Source organism: Chromohalobacter israelensis DSM 3043, from assembly GCF_000055785.1.
GTDB lineage: Bacteria > Pseudomonadota > Gammaproteobacteria > Pseudomonadales > Halomonadaceae > Chromohalobacter > Chromohalobacter israelensis.
Map to the genome: position 1 here is coordinate 917,883 of NC_007963.1, position 19,582 is coordinate 937,464.

At 64.6% G+C, this 19,582-nt stretch carries 19 protein-coding genes; 6 read left to right on the plus strand and 13 right to left on the minus strand.

The features are described from left to right. Window positions 1-27 precede the first annotated feature (27 nt). Window positions 28-234: a DUF3820 family protein gene (locus tag CSAL_RS04180; protein WP_011506124.1), complete on the plus strand. Its 207-nt coding sequence runs from the start codon at window positions 28-30 to the stop codon at window positions 232-234. Between the two features lie 3 nt (window positions 235-237). Here the strand turns inward: CSAL_RS04180 and CSAL_RS04185 are convergent, their stop codons facing one another. Both CSAL_RS04185 and CSAL_RS04190 read right to left on the minus strand, forming a co-directional pair. Further along, on the minus strand, window positions 238-720 hold the full coding sequence (locus tag CSAL_RS04185; protein ID WP_011506125.1) for a DMT family transporter: 483 nt from the start codon (window positions 718-720) through the stop codon (window positions 238-240). 10 nt (window positions 721-730) lie between these two features. After that, window positions 731-1,159, minus strand: a complete 429-nt coding sequence (locus CSAL_RS04190) for a DMT family transporter (RefSeq protein WP_011506126.1) — start codon at window positions 1,157-1,159, stop codon at window positions 731-733. A gap of 84 nt (window positions 1,160-1,243) precedes the next feature. Between CSAL_RS04190 and CSAL_RS04195 the strand changes: the two genes are divergently transcribed. After that, window positions 1,244-2,173: a LysR family transcriptional regulator gene (locus CSAL_RS04195; protein ID WP_011506127.1), complete on the plus strand. Its 930-nt coding sequence runs from the start codon at window positions 1,244-1,246 to the stop codon at window positions 2,171-2,173. A 154-nt stretch (window positions 2,174-2,327) separates the two neighbouring features. Here CSAL_RS04195 and CSAL_RS04200 read toward each other — a convergent pair whose 3' ends face one another. From CSAL_RS04200 to deoC, 7 genes are all read right to left on the minus strand, one after another. Beyond that, window positions 2,328-3,923, minus strand: coding sequence for a SulP family inorganic anion transporter (locus tag CSAL_RS04200; protein ID WP_011506128.1), 1,596 nt, complete (start codon window positions 3,921-3,923; stop codon window positions 2,328-2,330). A gap of 94 nt (window positions 3,924-4,017) precedes the next feature. Beyond that, window positions 4,018-4,341 carry a carbonic anhydrase gene (locus CSAL_RS04205; protein ID WP_043559001.1) on the minus strand — a complete coding sequence of 108 codons (324 nt, stop codon included), beginning with the start codon at window positions 4,339-4,341 and terminating at the stop codon, window positions 4,018-4,020. A gap of 543 nt (window positions 4,342-4,884) precedes the next feature. Next, on the minus strand, window positions 4,885-5,307 hold the full coding sequence (gene cdd / locus CSAL_RS04210; RefSeq protein ID WP_011506130.1) for a cytidine deaminase: 423 nt from the start codon (window positions 5,305-5,307) through the stop codon (window positions 4,885-4,887). Continuing rightward, window positions 5,300-6,031, minus strand: a complete 732-nt coding sequence (deoD, locus tag CSAL_RS04215) for a purine-nucleoside phosphorylase (RefSeq protein ID WP_011506131.1) — start codon at window positions 6,029-6,031, stop codon at window positions 5,300-5,302. Before deoD ends, cdd begins: the two co-directional genes overlap by 8 nt. A 4-nt stretch (window positions 6,032-6,035) precedes the next feature. After that, window positions 6,036-7,292, minus strand: coding sequence for a phosphopentomutase (locus tag CSAL_RS04220; RefSeq protein WP_011506132.1), 1,257 nt, complete (start codon window positions 7,290-7,292; stop codon window positions 6,036-6,038). Beyond that, window positions 7,289-8,677, minus strand: coding sequence for a thymidine phosphorylase (locus CSAL_RS04225; RefSeq protein WP_011506133.1), 1,389 nt, complete (start codon window positions 8,675-8,677; stop codon window positions 7,289-7,291). Before CSAL_RS04225 ends, CSAL_RS04220 begins: the two co-directional genes overlap by 4 nt. A gap of 57 nt (window positions 8,678-8,734) precedes the next feature. After that, window positions 8,735-9,508: a deoxyribose-phosphate aldolase gene (deoC, locus tag CSAL_RS04230; protein WP_011506134.1), complete on the minus strand. Its 774-nt coding sequence runs from the start codon at window positions 9,506-9,508 to the stop codon at window positions 8,735-8,737. A 242-nt stretch (window positions 9,509-9,750) separates the two neighbouring features. Between deoC and CSAL_RS04235 the strand changes: the two genes are divergently transcribed. Further along, window positions 9,751-10,536, plus strand: a complete 786-nt coding sequence (locus CSAL_RS04235) for a DeoR/GlpR family DNA-binding transcription regulator (protein ID WP_011506135.1) — start codon at window positions 9,751-9,753, stop codon at window positions 10,534-10,536. Between the two features lie 76 nt (window positions 10,537-10,612). Beyond that, complete coding sequence (locus CSAL_RS04240) at window positions 10,613-11,347, plus strand: sulfite exporter TauE/SafE family protein (protein ID WP_011506136.1); 735 nt, start codon at window positions 10,613-10,615, stop codon at window positions 11,345-11,347. Here the strand turns inward: CSAL_RS04240 and CSAL_RS04245 are convergent. Then, window positions 11,334-13,829, minus strand: a complete 2,496-nt coding sequence (locus CSAL_RS04245; RefSeq protein WP_011506137.1) for an EAL domain-containing protein — start codon at window positions 13,827-13,829, stop codon at window positions 11,334-11,336. The genes CSAL_RS04240 and CSAL_RS04245 overlap by 14 nt on opposite strands. A 115-nt stretch (window positions 13,830-13,944) precedes the next feature. Beyond that, window positions 13,945-14,865, minus strand: a complete 921-nt coding sequence (locus tag CSAL_RS04250) for an AraC family transcriptional regulator (protein ID WP_011506138.1) — start codon at window positions 14,863-14,865, stop codon at window positions 13,945-13,947. Between the two features lie 229 nt (window positions 14,866-15,094). On the opposite strand from CSAL_RS04250, the gene CSAL_RS04255 reads away from it, so the two are divergent. Continuing rightward, entirely contained in the window at window positions 15,095-16,150 is a 1,056-nt protein-coding gene (locus CSAL_RS04255) for an NAD(P)-dependent alcohol dehydrogenase (RefSeq protein ID WP_011506139.1), read from the plus strand. Window positions 16,151-16,314: 164 nt separating this feature from the next. Here the strand turns inward: CSAL_RS04255 and CSAL_RS04260 are convergent, their stop codons facing one another. Together CSAL_RS04260 and CSAL_RS04265 are read right to left on the minus strand one after the other, a co-directional pair. Then, window positions 16,315-18,021 (minus strand): hypothetical protein, encoded by a 1,707-nt coding sequence (locus CSAL_RS04260; RefSeq protein ID WP_011506140.1) that lies wholly within the window; start codon window positions 18,019-18,021, stop codon window positions 16,315-16,317. Between the two features lie 216 nt (window positions 18,022-18,237). Beyond that, window positions 18,238-19,044 (minus strand): acyl-CoA thioesterase, encoded by an 807-nt coding sequence (locus CSAL_RS04265; RefSeq protein WP_011506141.1) that lies wholly within the window; start codon window positions 19,042-19,044, stop codon window positions 18,238-18,240. A 72-nt stretch (window positions 19,045-19,116) separates the two neighbouring features. Here CSAL_RS04265 and tadA point away from each other — a divergent pair, with 72 nt between their 5' ends. Further along, window positions 19,117-19,572 (plus strand): tRNA adenosine(34) deaminase TadA, encoded by a 456-nt coding sequence (gene tadA / locus CSAL_RS04270; protein ID WP_011506142.1) that lies wholly within the window; start codon window positions 19,117-19,119, stop codon window positions 19,570-19,572. Window positions 19,573-19,582 lie beyond the last annotated feature (10 nt).

Here is a 19,582-nt window from a genome sequence, read left to right on the forward strand (position 1 = left end):
ACACGACGCAACGCGAGGCGCTCCGCCATGGACCCCGAGGATCTACACAAGCTCACCACCCGCACCATGCCGTTCGGCAAGTACGCAGGTCGCCCGATTGCCGATCTCCCCGGCCCCTATCTGGCCTGGTTCGCCCGGGAGGGCTTTCCGCAGGGGGAAATCGGGCGGCTGCTCGCCTTGATGCATGAAATCGACCACAACGGCCTCAACGCGCTGCTCGAACCGCTGCGCTGACGCTCATCCCGCGGTGGCAGTTCTGGCCTGCTGGCCCCGTCGCCGCGTATTGCTCAGGTAAATCAGCACCAGGGCGCCGGCGAGCAGGGCCAGGGCGGTATAGCGCGAGGCGTCCAGCGGCATGCGGGCGTTGCCCAGCCAGCCGAAGTTGTCGATCAACACGCTCATCAGCAATTGACCGGAGATCGTCGCGACCGTGGCGGCGGCGGTGCCGACGCGGGGCACGGCGAAGACGATGACGAGCATGTAGACCACGCCGAACAGGGCGCCGATCAACTGCCACTTGGGAACCGTGAACAAGGTCTCGCTGTGCGCGGGCTCGAAGAAGAACATCAACAGAAAGGTGACCAAGGCACCCGAGGCAAAAGTCAGCCAGGCGCTTTCCAGCACGCCGACATTGGCGCCGAGACGGCCGTTGATCGACGATTGCGCGGCGAGAGCCGCGCCGCCGACGAGAAGCACGAGAAAGATGAACGGCAGTAGCATGGGAGTCTCCTTACTGCATGAGCCCGAGGGCGGCGATGATCAATAGCAGGGCGAGAAGCCGGTAGCCGTCGACGGCGCGACGTTCGCTGCCCAGCAGCCCGAAGTGGTCGATGGCCAGGCTGGCGGCGACCTGGCCGCTGAGAATGCCGATCATGGTCGTACCCACGCCCACGAAGGGCGTGGCGATGGTGAGCACGACGACGTAGACCGGGCCGAGAATGCCGCCGGTCAAGAGCCAACGGGGTTGCTGGAACAACTGCCCCAGCCGGGGCCGGGCGAAGATCAAGGCCAGGGTCAGCAACAACCCGCCGACGAGAAAGATCGACAGGGTCGCCGAGAAGTGGCCGATGTCCTCGCCCAGGGGACCGAGCAGACCGGCCTCCATGGACAGGCCCATGCCGGCCAGCAGTACGGCCAGCAAGATGACGATGGTTTTCATGAGGAACCTCCGCAAAAGGAAGGCGACGATAGCGCCTTGCTCTTAGCGCTACAATGCGATGGTTTGGCATAGGTGAATTGCATTATGAGCAACTCGATCTCACTGGTGGCGCTGCGTTTGTTCGTACGCGTCGCGGCCACGGGAAGCTTTGCGGGGGCGGCGCGTCAGCAGGGGCTGCCGGCCTCGTCGGTGTCGCGCCATATCGCGGCGCTGGAAAAGGCGCTGGGTCAGCGGCTGCTCTATCGGCACACGCGTGCGGTGCGGCTGACGGAAGTGGGGGAGCGGTATTACCAGCAGGTGCGCGAGATTCTGGATACGCTGGATATCGCGACCGAGCAGGCGGCGGGCACGGCATCACAGCCCCAGGGGCTGTTGCGCATCAACGCGCCGGTGGCATTCGGCCGGCGGCATATCGCGCCACGCCTGGCGAGTTTCCAGGCCAGGTATCCGCGAATCGAGACGGAGCTGACGCTCAGCGATGCCTTCATCGACCCGGTGCAGGATGGAGTCGATGTCGTGGTGCGGGTGGGGGCCCTGAACGATTCCAGCCTGGTGGCACGTCGACTGGCCGAGCAGCACTTCGTGGTGTGCGCCGCGCCGGATTATCTGGCGCAATGGGGAATACCTGCCACACCCGAGTCGCTGGTGGAGCACAACTGCCTGATCTACAAGGGGACGCGAGGCGTCCAGCAATGGTATTTCCGGTCCGAGGGCGCTCGCCGGTATCAGGTGCGCGAAGTGCGCGGCAACTTGCGCAGCAACAACGCCGAGAGCCTGCTGGAAGCCGCCTTGCAGGGCCAGGGCATCGTGCTGTTCCCGACATGGCTGATCCACGCCGAGCTCGAGGCCGGGCGGCTGATACCCGTGCTGTCCGATTGGGAAGCATCCGGCGAGCCTGCCCCGCAAGGCATTCATGCGATCTTTCCGGAAAACCGCTTGCGCTCTTCCAAGGTGGCGGCGTTCCTGGAGGACCTGCAAGCGACGATCGGCGAGCCGCCGTATTGGGATGCTTGATGTCCGTGGTCTGCCTCGCAGGGAAGGCGGTATCTCTGGTCCGCAGACTTGCGCCACGCTGTCGGGCGTTCAGCCGGAGCCGCTGCCAGACAGTGTGGCGCTTTCGCGCTGGCCCTGAGCGATTATCGCGTCAAGGGCCCCGGTAGCGCGGTGATCAGGTCGGTTCGGCCTGACGTCCATCCCTGTGGGTACCTTGGGCCGATGCGGGCTCGGCTGCTCGACGCTCGTGGGTCTCTGTAAAAGTCGCCGTATGACGATCCAGGCCGCGCAGTTCCACTGTGATGCCGCGCTTGGGGGCTCCGTCGATGAAATGTGTGAGATCCTCGCTGATGTCTGGATCGATGAATTGAGTGGCCGAGGCGTCGATCACCAGATGACCGCCATCCGGTACCCGCGACAGGAAGTGGCGCAGCGATTGTCGATTGAGGAACGAGACCTCGCTGTTGAAACGCAGAAGCGCGGAATCGCCCTGCATAGTCATCGACATGGCTGAGCGATAGTGAGCCCGGATCAGGAAGTACAGTGCCACCACGATGCCCATCAGCACGCCGATCAATAGATCAGTAGCCAAGATCGCGACGATGGTCACGACGAATGGGATGAACCGTTGCCAACCCGCGCGATACTGCGTGGCAATCAGCGCCGGCTGGGTCAGTTTATAGCCGGTGAACAGTAAGATCGCGGCCAGTGCGGACAGCGGTATCGTCTCCAGCGCGAAGGCCAGGAACGCCACCGATACCAGCAGCAGTGAGCCGTGCACGAAGCTGGCCAGAGGGGTCCGGCCGCCGGCCTGGACGTTGGCCGAGCTACGTACGACCACCGCCGTCATCGGCAGGCCGCCGATCAGGCCACAGAGCGTATTGCCCATGCCTTGAGCACACAGCTCCCGATGCGTCGATGACTTGCGGCCCATCGGGTCCATTTCGTCGACGGCCTCGACGCTGAGCAGCGTCTCGAGGCTGGCGACCAGTGCAATGGTGATGGCCGACAGGTAGATGCCCGGCGCCAGCCAATAGCTCAGATCCGGGGATTCCAGCGAAGCCAGCAGCGCGACCGGTCCTTCCAGGTCGGGCAGGTTGACGTACTGCTCGGGCGACAACGCGAAGCCGGCCCCCGACGCCTGCACGGCCAAGCTCATAAGTACACCGACGATTACCGCCAGCAGTGGCGGTGGTACGATCGCCAGCTTCGGGTAGCGCTTGGCTAGCGGTGTCTCGAAGAACGCCAGAATCGCCAGACAGACGAGCGTGATGGTCAGCGCCATCGGCGAGAAGCCATCGGCGAGCAGTCCTGGCGTGGTGATGCCGGCCTCGGTATCGGCCCCGTGACCAATGGCTAGCGGTACTTGGGTGCCGATCAGGATCAGGCCAATACCGGCTAGCATGCCCTTGATCACGCCCGAAGGCACGAAGGCGCCGATGATGCCCATGCGGGCAAAACCGAGGCCGAGCTGCATCAGGCCGGCGAGGACTGTCGCATAAAGTAGGCCGCCATAGCCGTATTGCTCAATTATACCGAGCACGATGGCTGTCAGGCCGGCGGCAGGCCCCGACACGGATAGTGGCGAGCCGCTGGCGAGGGCGACGATAAGCCCTCCGACCATGCCGGTGATCAGGCCCGCCAGCGGCGGTGCGCCAGAGGCAATGGCGATGCCTAGACACAGTGGTATGGCGACAAAGAACACGACCACGCCGGCGCGTATGTCGCGCCCCAGGTACCGGGTATCGAAAAACGAAGCGTTGCTAGACATGGAAAAGACTCGTTAGGGCGCCTGGCAGGACCAGGCGCCGGAACTTTGAACATTCGTTAGCGGGGCATTGGGCGGCTCGGCTGGCCAGTGGTCTTCAGGCGGTTCCCACGCCACCACAGCCTTCATGGCCACAAACGTTGATATAGCGTACCCCCAGGACGGAAATGGCGTATTCCAGTGCACTCAGCAACGTCGGGTCTTCGGTGGCCACCAAGTTGGCCACGTTGCGATGCACGAACAGATCGCCGGGTGACGCGTTGCACGGTTGTTCGGCCGGGACGCGACTATCGGAACAGCCGTTCCAGAACGCTTCGGGGGGCTGACCGGATTGTAGTCGCTCGAAGTCGTCGGGATCCCGGCTCAGCATTGATTCGACCCAGGCCTGATTCTCAAGAAGAACACGTTCATGAAACTGCATGGTTAGAAGACCTTGTTGGCTCTTGGAGAATAGGACGTCATGCACATCGAATAATTTACGGCTATTCGAATAGTCGCAAGTTATGCCCTTGTATAGCCTGACATTGATGGCTTCGCCGAGTTCATGCGGTTAATAATTTTTCATTAACTTACAATAAATAACACCCGTGATGATGCCTGTTTCCGATGCGGTGGATCGTTGTACGCAGAGTCTTGCAAGGTATTGAGTGGCTAGGTGTTGATATCCCGAATGACGCAGTCAGTCTGAGAAATTATTCTCTTTTGACAGCCAGGGAACTTTTCCAGCAATTCATCCGGGGGCAGCAACAGGAAGGTTGGCCAGCAAAGCAAGGGGCCTAGCGATGCTGGCATCACCCAGCCCCCGTTTATCGTTATCGTGTGGCGTTGTGCGCCAATATCGTGGCTTGCCAGTCTCCCGATACCCGGTCGATGAAATGTTGTCTGGTAATGAGGGGATGCGTGCGCGTCATGGCGACGCGCATCGTTCTGGGCAAGCGGGTAGTTCGAGTGTCCTTTGTCTGCCTTACGATGGAGGTAGATTTTCCGGCCCGAAGGAGTCGGGCAGTAACTGCTCCATGGTGTAGTGCTTGAGCGGATTGCCGTCGCCGTCGAGGACGACGATGACGGTCGCCGGGGTCGCGAACTCGCGAATGCGCTGGCGGCAGTCGCCGCAGGGCGTGCACAGGTGATGGCCGGGTCCGATGACGTAAAGCGTGACGATCTCGCGCTCGCCCTGGGCGATCATCGCGCCGATGGCACCGGCTTCGGCGCAGAGCCCCTTGAAGTTGGCGCTTTCCACGTTGCAGCCCAGGTAATGCCGGCCGCTCTCGGCGATCAGCAGGGCCCCCACCGGGTGCCGGGAGTAGGGGGCATAGACGCTGTCGCGCACCGCGATCAACGCCTGGCGCGAGGCCTCGGAAAGAGGCGTGAAACGCGGCTCAGTCATGGGAGGTGTCCTCGTCGTCGCGCAACAGGCCCTCGAGAGTGATGGCCATCATGTCGTGAAAGCCGGTCTGGCGCGTCTGCGCATCGAGGGCTTCGCCCTTAAGGATATGATCGGAGACCGTGCACACGGTCAAGGCGCGGGCGCCGAACTCGGCGCACACGCCGTACAGACCGGCGGCTTCCATCTCGACGCCGAGCACGCCATGGCGCTTCATGACCTCGAACATGGCCTCGTCGGGCGAGTAGAAGAGATCTGCCGAGAACAGGTTGCCGACCTTGACGGGGGTGCCGCGTGCGCTGGCGGCGTCGACGGTGTGGCGGGTCAGCGCGTAGTCGGCGATGGCGGCGAAGTCATGCCCCTTGAAGCGGGCGCGATTGACGCCGGAGTCGGTGCAGGCTCCCATGCCCACCACGATGTCGTTGACGGCCACGTCGTCGCGCACCGCGCCGCAGGAACCCACACGCACCAGGCGCTTCACGCCGTAGTCGGTGATCAGCTCCTTGGCGTAGATGGAGAGCGAGGGAATGCCCATGCCGCTGCCCATGACCGACAGGCGACGGCCGCGATAGGTGCCGGTGAAGCCGAGCATGTTGCGCACCCGGTTGACGCACTCGACGTCTTCCAGAAAGGTCTCGGCGATGAATTGGGCGCGCAGCGGGTCGCCGGGCATGAGCACGGTGTCGGCGAAGGCGCCGGCGGGGGCATCGATGTGCGGGGTCGACATGGCGTCAGTCTCCTGTCGTCGAAGCATGAGAGGATGGGCCGGTCGGCGCGACATCGAGGAAGTCGCTGCCGTGTGCCATGGGCGAGAGACCGAAGTGTGTCGCCAGGCTCTGGCCGATATCGGCGAACGTCACCAGATGACCGTCATCATGGCCCAGTGGCCTGGGGGCCAGGCCGGCGCCGCTGGCAAGCACGGGGACTTGCTCGCGAGTATGGTCGGTCCCCGTCCAGGTCGGGTCGTTGCCGTGATCGGCAGTGAGGATCAGCAAGTCGTCGGGACGCAGCTTGGCGAGCACTTCCGGCAAGCGCCGGTCGAAGGCTTCCAGCGCCTCGGCGTAACCGTCCGGATCGCGGCGGTGGCCATACAGCGTGTCGAAGTCGACGAAGTTGGTCATCACCAGCGTCCGATCGCCTGCTTCATCGAGGGCCTCGAGGGTGGCATCGAACAGCGCGTCATGGCCGTGGGCCTTGATGACGTTCGAGACGCCGCAATGGGCGTAGATATCGCCGATCTTGCCCACGCCGAGCACCTTGCCGCCATCGTCATGCAGTTTCTGCAACACGGTGGGCGTGGGCGGCTCGATGGCGTAGTCGCGGCGGTTGCCGGTGCGCTCGAAGGTCTCGGGGGTCTCGCCGACGAAGGGGCGGGCGATGACGCGACCGATGTTGTAGGGCATCAACAGCTCGCGGGCGATTTCGCACAGTGCGTATAGGCGATCCAGGCCGAAATGGGTCTCGTGGGCGGCGATCTGGAACACCGAGTCCGCCGAGGTATAGACGATGGGCTTGCCGCTTGCGATATGGGCTTCGCCCAGTGTCTCGAGTATCGGCATGCCGGACGCATGGCAGTTGCCCAGCACGCCGGGCAACTTGGCCTGCTCGATCAAGGCTTCAAGCAGATCGGGCGGAAAGCTCTGCGTCTTGTCGGGGAAGTAGCCCCATTCGAACAGTGCCGGGACGCCGGCGATCTCCCAATGCCCGGAGGGCGTGTCCTTGCCCGAGGAGATCTCGGCCGCCGCGGCGTAGGCGCCGTCGAGCGTCTCGGGGGGCGTGATGCCCTCGGCCCACTCGCCGGTGGCGAGATGGTGCGCGTGATAGAGCCCGAGGCTTGCCAGATGGGGCAGTGCCAGCGGTCGGCCGGAAGCGGCACGATGATGCGCGATATGGCCCAGGGTATCCGCGCCGGCATCGCCGAACGCGGCGGCGTCCGGTGCGTTGCCGATGCCGAATGAGTCGAGCACGAGCAGGATGGCGCGGGTCATGACGATGTCTCCTGACGCAGGGTGGCGTGGATCAGCGCGGGCGGCACGGCGTGACCCGGTTCGCCCAGGGTGAATGCCTCGCGCAGACGCCGAGAGACGGCGTCGGCCTCGGCTCGGCTGGCGGCATGCAGGCGCAGCAGGGGCTGGCCGCGCTCGACGCGCTGGCCGAGCCCGGCGATCCGTGAAAGACCGACGCGATGGTCGATGGCATCCCCGGCGTTACGGCGACCGCCGCCCAGTTCGACGACGCCGAGCCCAAGCGCGCGGGTGTCGATGGCGTTGACGGTACCGGCCCGAGGTGCGACGACATCGGTCGTGAAGGGAGCTGACGCGAGATAGTGTTCGGGGCGTTCGGCCAGATCGCTCGGGCCACCGAGGCCATGCACCATGCGCGAAAAGCGTTCCAGTGCCTCGCCGGAGGCCAGGGCGGTTTCCAGACGCGTCGCGGCGTCGGCGGCATCGGCGGCGAGGCCGGCTTGCACGAGCATTTCCGTGGCCAGGGCATGGGTGACCTGGTAGAGGCGGCTATCGTGCCCGTCGCCGCGCAGCTCTTTATTGCGCCCGTCGCCGCGCACCTCTTTATTGCGCCCGTCCCCGCGCAAGAGGCGCAACGCCTCGTGGACTTCCAAGGCATTGCCGGCGCAGTCGGCCAGCGGCTGGTTCATGTCGGTCAGCAGCACGCTGGTGGGCGTGCCGGCGCCGCTGCCGATGGCGACGATGGCCTCGGCCAGTTCCCGCGAGGCGTCGGGCGTGGGCATGAAGGCGCCGTTGCCGACCTTGACGTCCATGACCAGGGTGTCGAGTCCGCAGGCCAGTTTCTTGCCCAGAATCGAGGCCACGATCAATGGCAGGGACTCGACCGTGGCGGTCACGTCGCGCACGCCGTACAGACGCTTGTCGGCGGGGGCGAGGGTGCCGGTCTGACCGATGATCGCCACGCCGACGTCCTTGACCAGCCGGCGGAAGAGGTCGTCGTCGGGGGTGACGTCATAGCCGGGAATCGCTTCGAGCTTGTCCAGTGTGCCGCCGGTATGGCCGAGTCCGCGCCCGGAGATCATGGGTACGTGACCGCCGCAGGCGGCGATCCACGGCCCCAGTACCAGCGAGACGAGATCGCCCACGCCGCCGGTGGAGTGCTTGTCGAGCACCGGGCCGTCGAGGTGCAGGTCGTGCCAGCGCAGGACCTGGCCGGAATCGCGGGTGGCCTCGGTCAGCGCGATGGCCTCCTCGCGGGTCATGCCGTTGAGCACGACCGCCATGGCGAAGGCGCCGATCTGGGCGTCGCCCACGCTGCCGTCGGCGACGCCGCGCATGAAGGCGTGGATGGCGTCGGCGTCGAGGGTCTCGGCGTCGCGCTTACGGCGGATGATGTCTTGAATGAGCATGACGGTGTCCGCGTTGTTGTTGTCTGCCGTTGAATGTCGATACCTGCCGAGGCGCGTTCAGTAACCGTCGCCGGGCGCCTTGGCCTCATCGCCCTCCAGCGTGGCGAGCAGGGCATCGAGCAGCCCCGAGGCGCCGAAGCGGAAGTGCGCAGGGCTGATCCATGCCTCGCCCATGATCCGTGCGGCCAGGTCGAGGTAGGCCTTGGCGTCCTCGGTGGTGCGAATCCCGCCGGCGGCCTTGAAGCCTACGTCGCGGCCACTGTCGCGAATCGTCTCGAGCATGATCTCGGCGGCCTCCAGGGTGGCGTTGACGGCGACCTTGCCGGTGGAGGTCTTGATGAAGTCGGCGCCGGCGGCGATGGCGATGTCGGCGGCCTGGCGAATCAGCGCGGGATCCTTGAGCTCGCCGGTTTCGAGAATGACCTTCAGAGTCGCGCCACCGCAGGCGTCGCGGCAGGCCTCGACGAGCAGGCGGCCGACGTCGGGGGCGCCGTCGAGCAGAGCTCGGTAGGGAAAGACGATGTCGACTTCGTCGGCGCCGGCAGCCACCGCGAGCCGGGTTTCCCGGGCGGCGCGCTCGGCGTTGGGGGCGCCGTCGGGAAAGTTGGTCACCGTGGCGATGCGTACGCGCCGGGTCAGGCCGATGGCATCGAGCTCGCGCTGGGCGTCCTCGATGAAGGCCGGGTACAGGCACAGCGCGGCGGGATGGCCGGCGGGCGTGTCCGCACGACGGCACAGCGCCTGGATGCGGGCGCTGTCATCGTCGTCGTTGAGCGAGGTGAGGTCCATCAGGGCCAGGGCCTGACGGGCAACGGGCTTGAGATCGGTCATGGGCGTGATTCCCCGAGTGGCATGCATCCGGGCGAAGCCGGGGCATGGGGCGATGAGTCGGTCGTGCTGCCGACCGTTGAGCCGGGCGGCGCGAAAGAAGTCACAGACATGGTAATGTCCTTGTATTTATCGTCGAGCCATCTTTGTTAATTTTCTAACAGAAATTTTGTGGCTAAGCTAACAAAATGTGCCGGAGAAGGGCGAGCGATCTCGTCGACCGGTATGCCGAGGGAGATGTGCACATGAATAGCCGCAGTGCGGCGCGCCTTCAATGGCTACAGGACACCCTGCGCGCGGAAGGCATGTTGCCGATTGCCGAGGCCGCCCAGCGCTGTCAGGTATCGGAGATGACCATACGCCGCGATATCGCCGCCAGCCAGGACACCATCGTCTCGCTGGGCGGGCGTTTGCTGCTGGCCGAGCATCCGCAGGTTGCCACCGGATACGACTTCGCCACTCAGCAGGACAGTTTCGCCCAGGCCAAGCAGCGCATGTGCGAGGAAGCGGCACGCATGGTCGAGGCCGACGACACGATCTTCGTGGACTGCGGGACGACGCTGATCCCGCTGTTTGCCAAGCTCGATCCCGATCTGCCGCTGACGGTGGTGACCTATGCCCTCAACGTCGCCAACGCCATCGAGCAACTCGCCTTGCCTCACGTGCGGCTGGTGTTGCTGGGCGGCCTCTATTATCCGGTGTCGCAATCCTTCGGTGGCGAGGAACTGGTCACCGCGATTCGTCGCCTGGGGATCAACAAGGCGTTCATTTCCGCCGCCGGGGTGCGTGTCGACAAGGGCGTGAGCTGCTTCCATTTCCACGAGGTGGTGCCCAAGCAGGTGGCTCTGGAAACCGCCGTGCAGCGTATCCTCATTGCCGACGAGAGCAAGCTCGATCGGGTGCGGCCGGCCTTTTTCGCCGAGCTGGAAGCGTTCGACGTGATGCTGACCAGCGGCGCTGCGGGCGAGACGCTGCGTGACACGCTGGCGACGCGTGCCGATCGCGCCTGGCCGACGGTCAAGGTGCTGTGATGGCGCAGCGATGGCGGGCGGCTGCCATCATCGTGTGCGGTAATTCACATCGGCGCGCGGGTGGCAGACAGCGGACATGACGTTTCCTCTCTCGCTGGCGTTTCTGGGCGTGGTGTTCGGGACTTCCGCGCTCTCCGGTGTCTTTGGCATGGCCGGTGGCCTGATCCTGCTGGGGTTCCTGCTGGCCTGGCTGCCGGCGACGACGGCCATCGCCGTGCATGGCGTGATTCAGCTGGGCGCCAACGGTTCCCGGGCCTTCCTGTCGCGGCATTACATCGATTGGCGCATCGTCGGCTGGATCGTGCTTGGCGTGATGCTGGCGGCGGGGCTGCTGGCCTGGCTGCGCTACACTCCGGACGAGCGCGTGGTGATGCTGTTGATCGGGATGCTGCCCGTACTGGTCTGGCTGCCGCGGCGCTGGTTCCGGCTCGACGTGTCCCGACCGCTGGATGCGGTGCTATGCGGCTGTGTCGCCGGAGGGCTGACCATCGCCGCCGGGGTGTCGGGGCCGACCATCGACATCGGCTTCGTGCGCACGCGGCTCGATCGCCGCACGGTGGTGGCATCCAAGGCGACGATCCAGGTCATCGCCCATGCGCTCAAGGTGGTGTTCTATTGGCAGGCGGCGCTGGCGCTGAGTCGCGGGGAATGGGGCTGGATCGCGCTGGCGATCCCGTTGAGCTTCCTGGGGACCCGCGCCGGGAATGCCATCCTGCGACGCCTGACCGATGCGAGCTTTCGAGGCTGGACGCGCTGGCTGGTCACCCTGGTGGGGGGCTATTACATCGTGCGCGGCATCATGGCGTGGTAGCGCTCGCGGAGGCCTGCGTCGCCAGGTGCGCTTCGAAGACATCGATGGGTGACGGGCGGCCGAAATAATAGCCCTGGTGATAGTGGCAGCCCAGGCGCTCCAGGAACTCGCGTTGGGCCTGCATCTCGACGCCTTCGGCGACGGACTTGAGCTGCAGGCTGTCGGCCAGCGCGACGATGGTCTTGACGATGGCTGCGTCGTTGGCATCGACGAGCACGTCGCGGACGAAGGAGACATCGATCTTCAAGGTGTTGAAGGGCAGGCGCTTGAGATAGGCCAGCGACGAGTAGCCGGTGCCGAAATCGTCCAGCGAGAAGTTCAGGCCGTGCTGCTTGAGCCGTGTCATCTTGTCGATGACCCCCTCGACATTGGCCAGCAGCAGGCTTTCGGTCAGTTCCAGCGTGAGCCGCTCGGCCGGCGCCCGGTGACGTGCAATGGTGTCCAATACCCGCGAGACGAAATCGGCTTGCTGGAACTGGCGCACACTGACGTTGATCGATAATTGCAGGTGGGACGTGGCGTCGTGGCGTGACCAGGTGGCGAGCTGCTGACAGGCCGTATCCAGCACCCAGCCACCGATCTGTTCGATGAGGCCCGTTTCCTCGGCGAGGGGAATGAAGTCGCCCGGCGAAATCATGCCGCGTTCGGGATGCTGCCAGCGAATCAGGGCCTCGGCACCGATGATCGTCCCCCGGGTATCCACCTGAGGCTGATAGAAGAGCTGCAACTGGTCGGTGGCGAGCGCCTGACGGAGTTCGGCTTCCATGCAGACGCGCACTTGAAGTGCCTGCTCCATCTCGGGGCGGAAGGCGCGACTGGCGTTGCCGCCTTCCTGCTTGGCGTGGGACATCGCCAGACTGGCGCGCTTGACCAGCTCGTCCGCCGACACGTCGCCGTCGCCGAAGCGGACGCCGCCCAGGCTGTGCGTCGTGGTATGAGTGAAATCGTCGAGGTCGTATACGCCGCCGATGGCTTGACGCACGGTGTCGAGGTGGCGGCTCAATGCCTCGTCGGCATCGTCGTGGGCACTCGGCAGGTCGGTGACGATCAGAGCGAATTCATTGCCGCCCAGGCGTGCCAGGTCATGCTCGTGGCGAGCGAAGCGCTTGAGGCGACGCGCGACATGCAGAAGCAGGGTGTCGCCGACGGCATTGCCTCGGGAATCGTTGAGCGCCTTGAAGTTGTCGATATCGAGCATGATCAGCGCGCCGCCCGGTCCCTGTGCGCGACACGCGGCTTGCAGGGCATCCAGGCGCGCGTAGAGCGTCTGGCGATTGGGCAGGCCGGTGAGGGTGTCGTGATGGGCGAGCCGGTGAATCTTCGCTTGCGCTTCGCGGTGAGCGCTCAGGTCATGAAGCGTGGCGACGAAGTGATGGACATTGCCCTGGCTGTAATCGACGCGATTGACGCTGACGCGCACGGGAAAAGCCTCGCCGTTCTTGCGTCGTGCCTCGATCTCGCCTTGCCAGTGGCCGTGCTCGACGACGCAACGCTGGATGTCTCGGTACGTCCGGGCGCTTTCGTGCGAGTGTTCGAGAATCGACAGTGGCTGGTTGCGAATTTCGTCGGGGGTATAGCCGGTCAGCGTCGAGAAGGTCCGGTTGCTGAGCACGATCCGGCCCCGGTGATCGAACAGCAGGAAGGCGTCGTTGATGGCGGCGATCACCTCCATGAGCTGCTCGCGCGACATGACGGACTGACGCTGATGGCGCTGCAGGCGCCGGTCGATGAATACCCACAGCCCGGCAACCATCAGCAGGAGAATGACGATGCCGCTGACGCTGACGCCCAGCCAGGACGCAGGCGTCACCGCGTGTTGAGGGGCAGGTGTTGGCGTGGGCAGATAGTAGGTGGCCGACATGGCAGTGTAGTGCATGCCGCTGATGGCCAGCGAAATGCAGGCGGCGATGCTGACCAGGCGGTGATCGAGACGGTTGAGGCGTCGCTGCCGCGCATAGCGGCGATGGATGAGCATCGCGGCGGCACCTAGCCCTATCGCGACCACCAGCGACATGACGAACAGGCCGATGTCATAGCGTACCTCCACGGGCATGCGAATGGCTTCCATGCCCAGGTAGTGCATGATGCCGATGCCCATGCCGAGCACGACGCCACCGACCAGAGAGTAACTCAGGCGCGGACGGGGCATCGCCATGATGCGCAGAGCATAGCCGCTGCCGAGCATGGCGGGGACGAGGGACAGCAGTGTCAGTCCGGCGTCGTAATGCATGGGCAGGGGCAGTCGCAGCGCCAGCATGCCGGTGAAATGCATGCTCCATACGCCGAGCCCCATCATGGCGGCGCCAGCCAGCAGCCATCCCTGGCGCTGCCATTTGCCGTTGGCTTCCTGCATGCGATCGCCGATGAGCAGGCCCAGACCTGCCGCCAGCCAGGCGACGAGACAAGACAAGGCGATGAGCTTGATGTCCCACTCCCCCTGAATGGTGTCTGGCAGGCCTTGCGATGTCAGAAATAGGGCCATGTCGTGCTTTCCTTGCCATGTCATGCCGAGAGAGGCTATCCATTCATCAGCCGGATGGTGATGAAGACGTTATCGGCATGTCGGGGCCGAAACTTCAGTACATGCCCTTTCGCGTTCATGGCGAGTGGGCGGAGCGAGACTGGCGATCGTCCAGCGGGCTCTGGCCGAAATAGCGCTTATAGTCGCGGCTGAACTGCGATGCACTCTGGTAGCCCACCTGGGTGGCGGCCTGGGCCACTTGATAGCCCTGCTGGGTGAGCAGCACGCGCGCCTTGAGCAGCCGCAAGCGTTTGAGGTACTGCATCGGTGCGAGCTGCGTGGTGCGCTTGAAGTGGTGGTGAAAGTGCGAGGCACTCATGTTGACGCGCCGTGCGAGGCTTTCCACGTTCAGGGACTGAGCGTATTGCTGGTGCAGGAAGGTCAGCGCTTCGGCGATGCGGGAATACTGGCCATGGTGGGCCACCAACTGGCGCAGCGATGCGCCCTGGGGGCCGCGCAAGGCGGCGAACAGCACCTCGCGGATGCGGCCGTCGCCCAGCGCTGCGGCCTGCTCGTGGTCGTGCAGGCAGTCGATCAGGCGCATGACGCTATCGCCCATGTCCGCATCCATGTCCACGGCTGCCATGGGGGCGGGCATGCGCGTCGGGGGCGCCGTGGGCAGGCGTCGGACCAGTTCGCCGAGCATGGCCATGTCGAGACTCACCGACAGGCCCAGCAAGGGGGCCGTATCGCTGGCATGGGTCTCGCATTCGAAAGGCAGCGGCATGGCCTGAATCAGATAGTGGCCGGCACCGTAATGGATGATGCGATCCCCGAGGTAGCCGGTCTTGTTGCCTTGCACGATGATGACCAGGCTCGGCTCGTACATCAGCGGCGTGCGCGCGTGGCCGCAGTGCGAGGTGATCAGCTGCACGCCGGGCAAGGGCGTGGCGGCGAATCCTTCCTGGGTGGCCAGCGGGGCCAGGCGCGAAGCCAGGCGGGCTTCCAGGCCATGATCGGCAGCAGGACTCGTGGCGTAAGGGGCTGGCAGGGTCATCGGCGTTTCCTCGACGGTAGCTGACGCCGCAACAGGATAACATCGTGCATGAAATTTGCCTTGTATCAGGGAAATCCTGCGGCGAGAGAGCAGTATCTGGCAAACATTGCACAGAATCGGGCATGGCCGAGATGCCGTGGCATGCCCACACTGTCGGGGTCCGCGATCGCGTCCTGGTGTCGTGTCAGCACGACCGGCGATCGCATTCACCATCGAAAGGATATTCGTTATGCCACAAGCCAAAGGATACGCTGCGCATTCCGCCGAGTCGGCACTCGAGCCGTACACCTTCGAACGCCGCGAGCCGCGTCCGGACGATGTCGCCATCGAGATCCTCTACTGCGGCGTTTGCCACAGCGATCTCCACTTCGCACGGGATGACTGGGGCATGGCCGCCTATCCGGTGGTGCCGGGCCACGAGATCGTCGGTCGTGTGACCTCGGTGGGCAGCGACGTTGCCAATTTCAAGGAAGGCGATCTGGTCGGTGTGGGTTGCATGGTCGATTCCTGCCGCCATTGCCAGGCGTGCAACGACGGCGTGGAACAGTACTGTGCCGAAGGCTTCACCATGACCTACGGCAGCCCGGACCGCCATGACGGCAGCCTCACCCAGGGTGGCTACTCCGACAAGGTCACGGTCAGCGAGCGGTTCGTGCTGCGCATGCCGGAAGGCATCGACCTCAAGTCCGCCGCACCGCTGCTGTGCGCGGGCATCACGACCTATTCGCCGCTCAAGCATTACGGCGTCAAGCCGGGCCACAAGATCGGCGTGATCGGCATGGGCGGCCTCGGCCACATGGGCGTCAAGCTGGCCAAGGCGCTGGGCGCCGAGGTCACGCTGTTCACGCGCTCCGAAAGCAAGGTGGCCGAGGCCAAGTCCAATGGCGTCGACCATGTGGTGGTGTCCACCGACGAGGCGCAGATGGCGGCGGTCGCCGAGACCTTCGACTTCATGCTCGACACCGTACCCAACCAGCACGATCTGAATCCGTACCTGCAGGCGCTGAAGTACGACGGCACGCACATCCTGGTCGGGCAGATGCAGCCGCTGGAGCCCGCGGTGATGGGCGCCAACCTGATCTTCCGCCGTCGCGTGCTGGCCGGTTCGCTGATCGGGGGGATTCCCGAGACGCAAGAAGTGCTGGATTTCTGCGCCGAGAAGGGCATTACCTGCGACGTCGAGATGATCGACATCCAGAACATCAACGAAGCCTGGGAGCGCATGCAGAAAGGCGACGTGCGTTATCGCTTCGTCATCGACATGGCATCGATGAAGAACGGCTGAGGCCGCGTTTCGGTGCCGACGCACCGATCGCGATAGACCGATCGTACTTGGGCGCGGGGATCTCCCCCGCGCCTTTTTCGTGTCTGGCAGGTTGCAGAATGGCCCATGAAGGGGGCAGTGCTGCCAGGAACCAGAGTGTTTCCAGGCGCTCTGGGCAGACGGCGTTACTGTTGCCAGTCGATACGGTTGTTGATGACCAGGCCGTCGTCTTCCATACGCATGCGTATTACGACGTTGTCGATGCGCTCGAATTGGTTCTGCATGGCATCGAGCTGCTCTTCGAGTGCTGCAGCGTCGTTGCCTGCGAGGTTGCCGAAGGCGTCGGCAAGCTGAAGCCACTTGGCGTACATGTCGCCGGAAAGCTTGACGTGCATCAGTTCGCCGGCCTCGCCGGTTTCTTCCTGAAGCAAGGACTTGAGCGTCGTCTGCTCGCCCTCACCCGTTGCCACGCCGAGTGCCTTGTCTGTCATGGCCAGCCAGGCCGGTGCATCGCCTAGCATCGCGGTGAGCTGTGGCGGCAGAGCTTGGGGTTCGCCGTCGTTGGAAAGGGAGAGTGTCGCGAGCCCGGGCAGCATGCTCTGGCCGATCGCCATCAACCCGTTGGGGTCGCTGGAGGCTACCAGCAGAGCGCCCTTGATGGCGGGCTGATCGCTATGCTTGGGCATCGTGAGCTCATCGATTACCAGCCGCATGCCGCGCAGGCTACCGAACGGGGGCATGGCCAGCATGTTGGCCTGACGGCCGAGTTCGTCCAGATCGTTGTTGAGTTCGGCGAGCGCCGAGCAACTGAACGGTGCGGTACGCACGTGTTGGATCTGTTGGGTCAGCAGGTCGCGCAGGTCGTTCATGGGCAGTGCGATCGCAAGGTCGAAGGGAGACTCAAGCGAGTCATTGCCCAGGCCCGGCAGTGTTGAAGTGAGCGAGGCAAGCGGGGCGGTGATATCTTCGGCCAATGACACATCGAAGCGTTGCTCGGTGCGTGCGGCGTCGAGCGTGGTGTAGCCGGCGCTCAGTCGCGGCATGCGCGAGGCTAGGCGCGTCGCATCCTCGCGGCAGCTCTGCGAAACCGGTTCTGGGGCCTGACCTTGCGTCTGCTCGGCGAATGCGCGAAAGGCCTGAATCATGAGATCCTGACTGCCGGTGAGCAAGGTCGCCAAGCGTGTCGTATCGACATAGCCCAGGCCGTAGGGCAGGTAGTCCTTGGCGTCGGCCAGCTCACTGAGGCGCTGGGTATCCTGCACGCTGCTGTCGGGCAGGCTCGTGCCTAACACTTGCTGCAGTGCGTCGTCATCCAGTTCGGTGGGGGCGACTGCCAGCACCGCCTGGCCGTCATGAACGGTACTCAGCAGTTGCAGCGGCGCCTCGCCGAGGCGTGCCTGGCGGTATTCCAGCTCGCCCTGCGTGCGGGTTTCCAGCGGCAGGCCTGCAGCGTCTGCAAGACGTTGCAGGAAAGCCTGGTAGCGCTCAGCATCGTTGATGCTCAGGCGCAATACCGGGCTCAGGCCCAGACCGTAGAGAGCGTTCTGACCGCCCAGGTCGACGCCGATCTGTTCGGCGACCTGCTGATAGTCCGATTTGCCGGCAAGCTCCTCGGCGAGTGCGTCAAGCACATTGGCGAGGGACTCGGCCTCGCCGTCGCGGCGCAGTTCTTCTGCGAATTGGCGCAGGTCGATACGCTGTTGCGCGAGTGAAGCGTTTGATGACGCCAGCGCGGCGTCGAGAGTCGCGTCGTCGATGGTTTCGAGGTTGGCGAAGAGAAAGGGGGTGTCAGCCGGAACATGTGCCAGTGGTGCGTCTGCCGAATCTTGTCCGCAACCTGCCAGAAGCAGGCTGCCGGCCATCACGCAGGCAAGTGAGATACGTCGTAACATGATGTTCCCTTGTATTCATTGATGGTCCCGGGCTCGGGCCGGGCGATGCCGGTATCGCAGCGATTGGCAGGCATGGGCGCGTATCGCGCCATGCCGCGCCACTCTTGAGTTGGTGGCTATATCGCTTGGGCGACGTCGATACCGGGTGGTGGCCCATGGTAACCGTTTGTCATGTCGGTAGCATGCTCTCTACGTAGACCGGCGTGGCGATACGCGTCACTCGACCAGGCGCGTCAGCCCCTCCTGCGCCACCGAGGCCACCAGATGACCTTGACGGTCATAGATGCTGCCCCGCGAGAAGCCCCGTGCACTGCCCGCCCAGGGGCTGTCCATGTCATACAGCAGCCAGTCGTTGATGGCCACGTCGCGATGGAACCAGAGGGCGTGATCGAGGCTCGCGATTCTCAGTCTGGGATCGCCGAAGTAGGTGTCGTGCGAGACGAGGCTGGTGGTCAACAGATTGAAGTCGGAGCTGTACGCGAGCAGATAGCGATGCAGTGCGGCATCCTCGGCCAGCTCTCCCGCGAGACGGAACCACAGCCGCTTGCGGGGCATGTCGGTGACGCTGTCCGGCAGGTGCAGGAATTCGATGGGATGCCCGTCGAAACGCTGGACCTCGGCGCCGGCGTCGATCAGCGCCTGGGGCGACTCGAGGTCGGGCATGTCGGGCTGGTGGGAGAAGCCGGGTTCGGTGCCGTGAAACGAGGCGCTGCAGAAGAAGATGGTCTTGCCGTTCTGAATGGCACTGACCCGGCGCGTGGTGAAGCTGCCGCCGTCGCGTACGCGGTCGACCTGATACACTACGGGGCGTTTGGCATCGCCGGGGCGCAGGAAATAGCCATGCAGGGAATGGGCCCGACGGGCCGCTTCCACCGTGCGCGTGGCGGCGGAAAGCGCCTGGCCGAGGACCTGGCCGCCGAACAGCTGCGGCAGGCCGAGATCCTGGCTGTGGCCGCGAAACAGGTTTTCTTCCAGGGTCTCGAGGCCCAGAAGATCGACGAGGGTGTCGAGTGGTTGCGTCATGCCGGCATCCTTGTGAACGGTCGTTTTCATACGGTCGTTCCAATTCTATCAGCATACGGAGACGGCTTCGCGATGCGCAGCGATACCTTCTACATGCATCGTGCGCTGGATCAAGCGCATCGAGCGCTGGAGGCGGGGGAAGTGCCGGTGGGCGCGGTGGTGGTTGCACGCGACGGCGACATCGTCGGGACGGGCTTCAATGCGCCGGTGTCGAGCCATGACCCCAGCGCGCATGCCGAGGTTCGTGCCCTGCGGGATGCCGCCGAGCGCCTGGGCAACTACCGGCTTGAGGGGTGCACGCTGTTCGTCACGCTGGAGCCCTGCCTGATGTGTACCGGCGCGATCATCCATGCGCGCGTGGCACGGGTCGTGTATGCGGCCGCCGAACCCCGCAGTGGCATGGTCGAGTCGCGCGCCAATCTGTTCGCCCAGCCCTGGTTCAATCACCGCGTCGAGGTCGAGGGCGGCGTGCTGGCCTCGCGTGCCACGCACTTGCTCAAGGCGTTCTTCGCGGCGCGGCGCGAATGAGCGCGAGGCC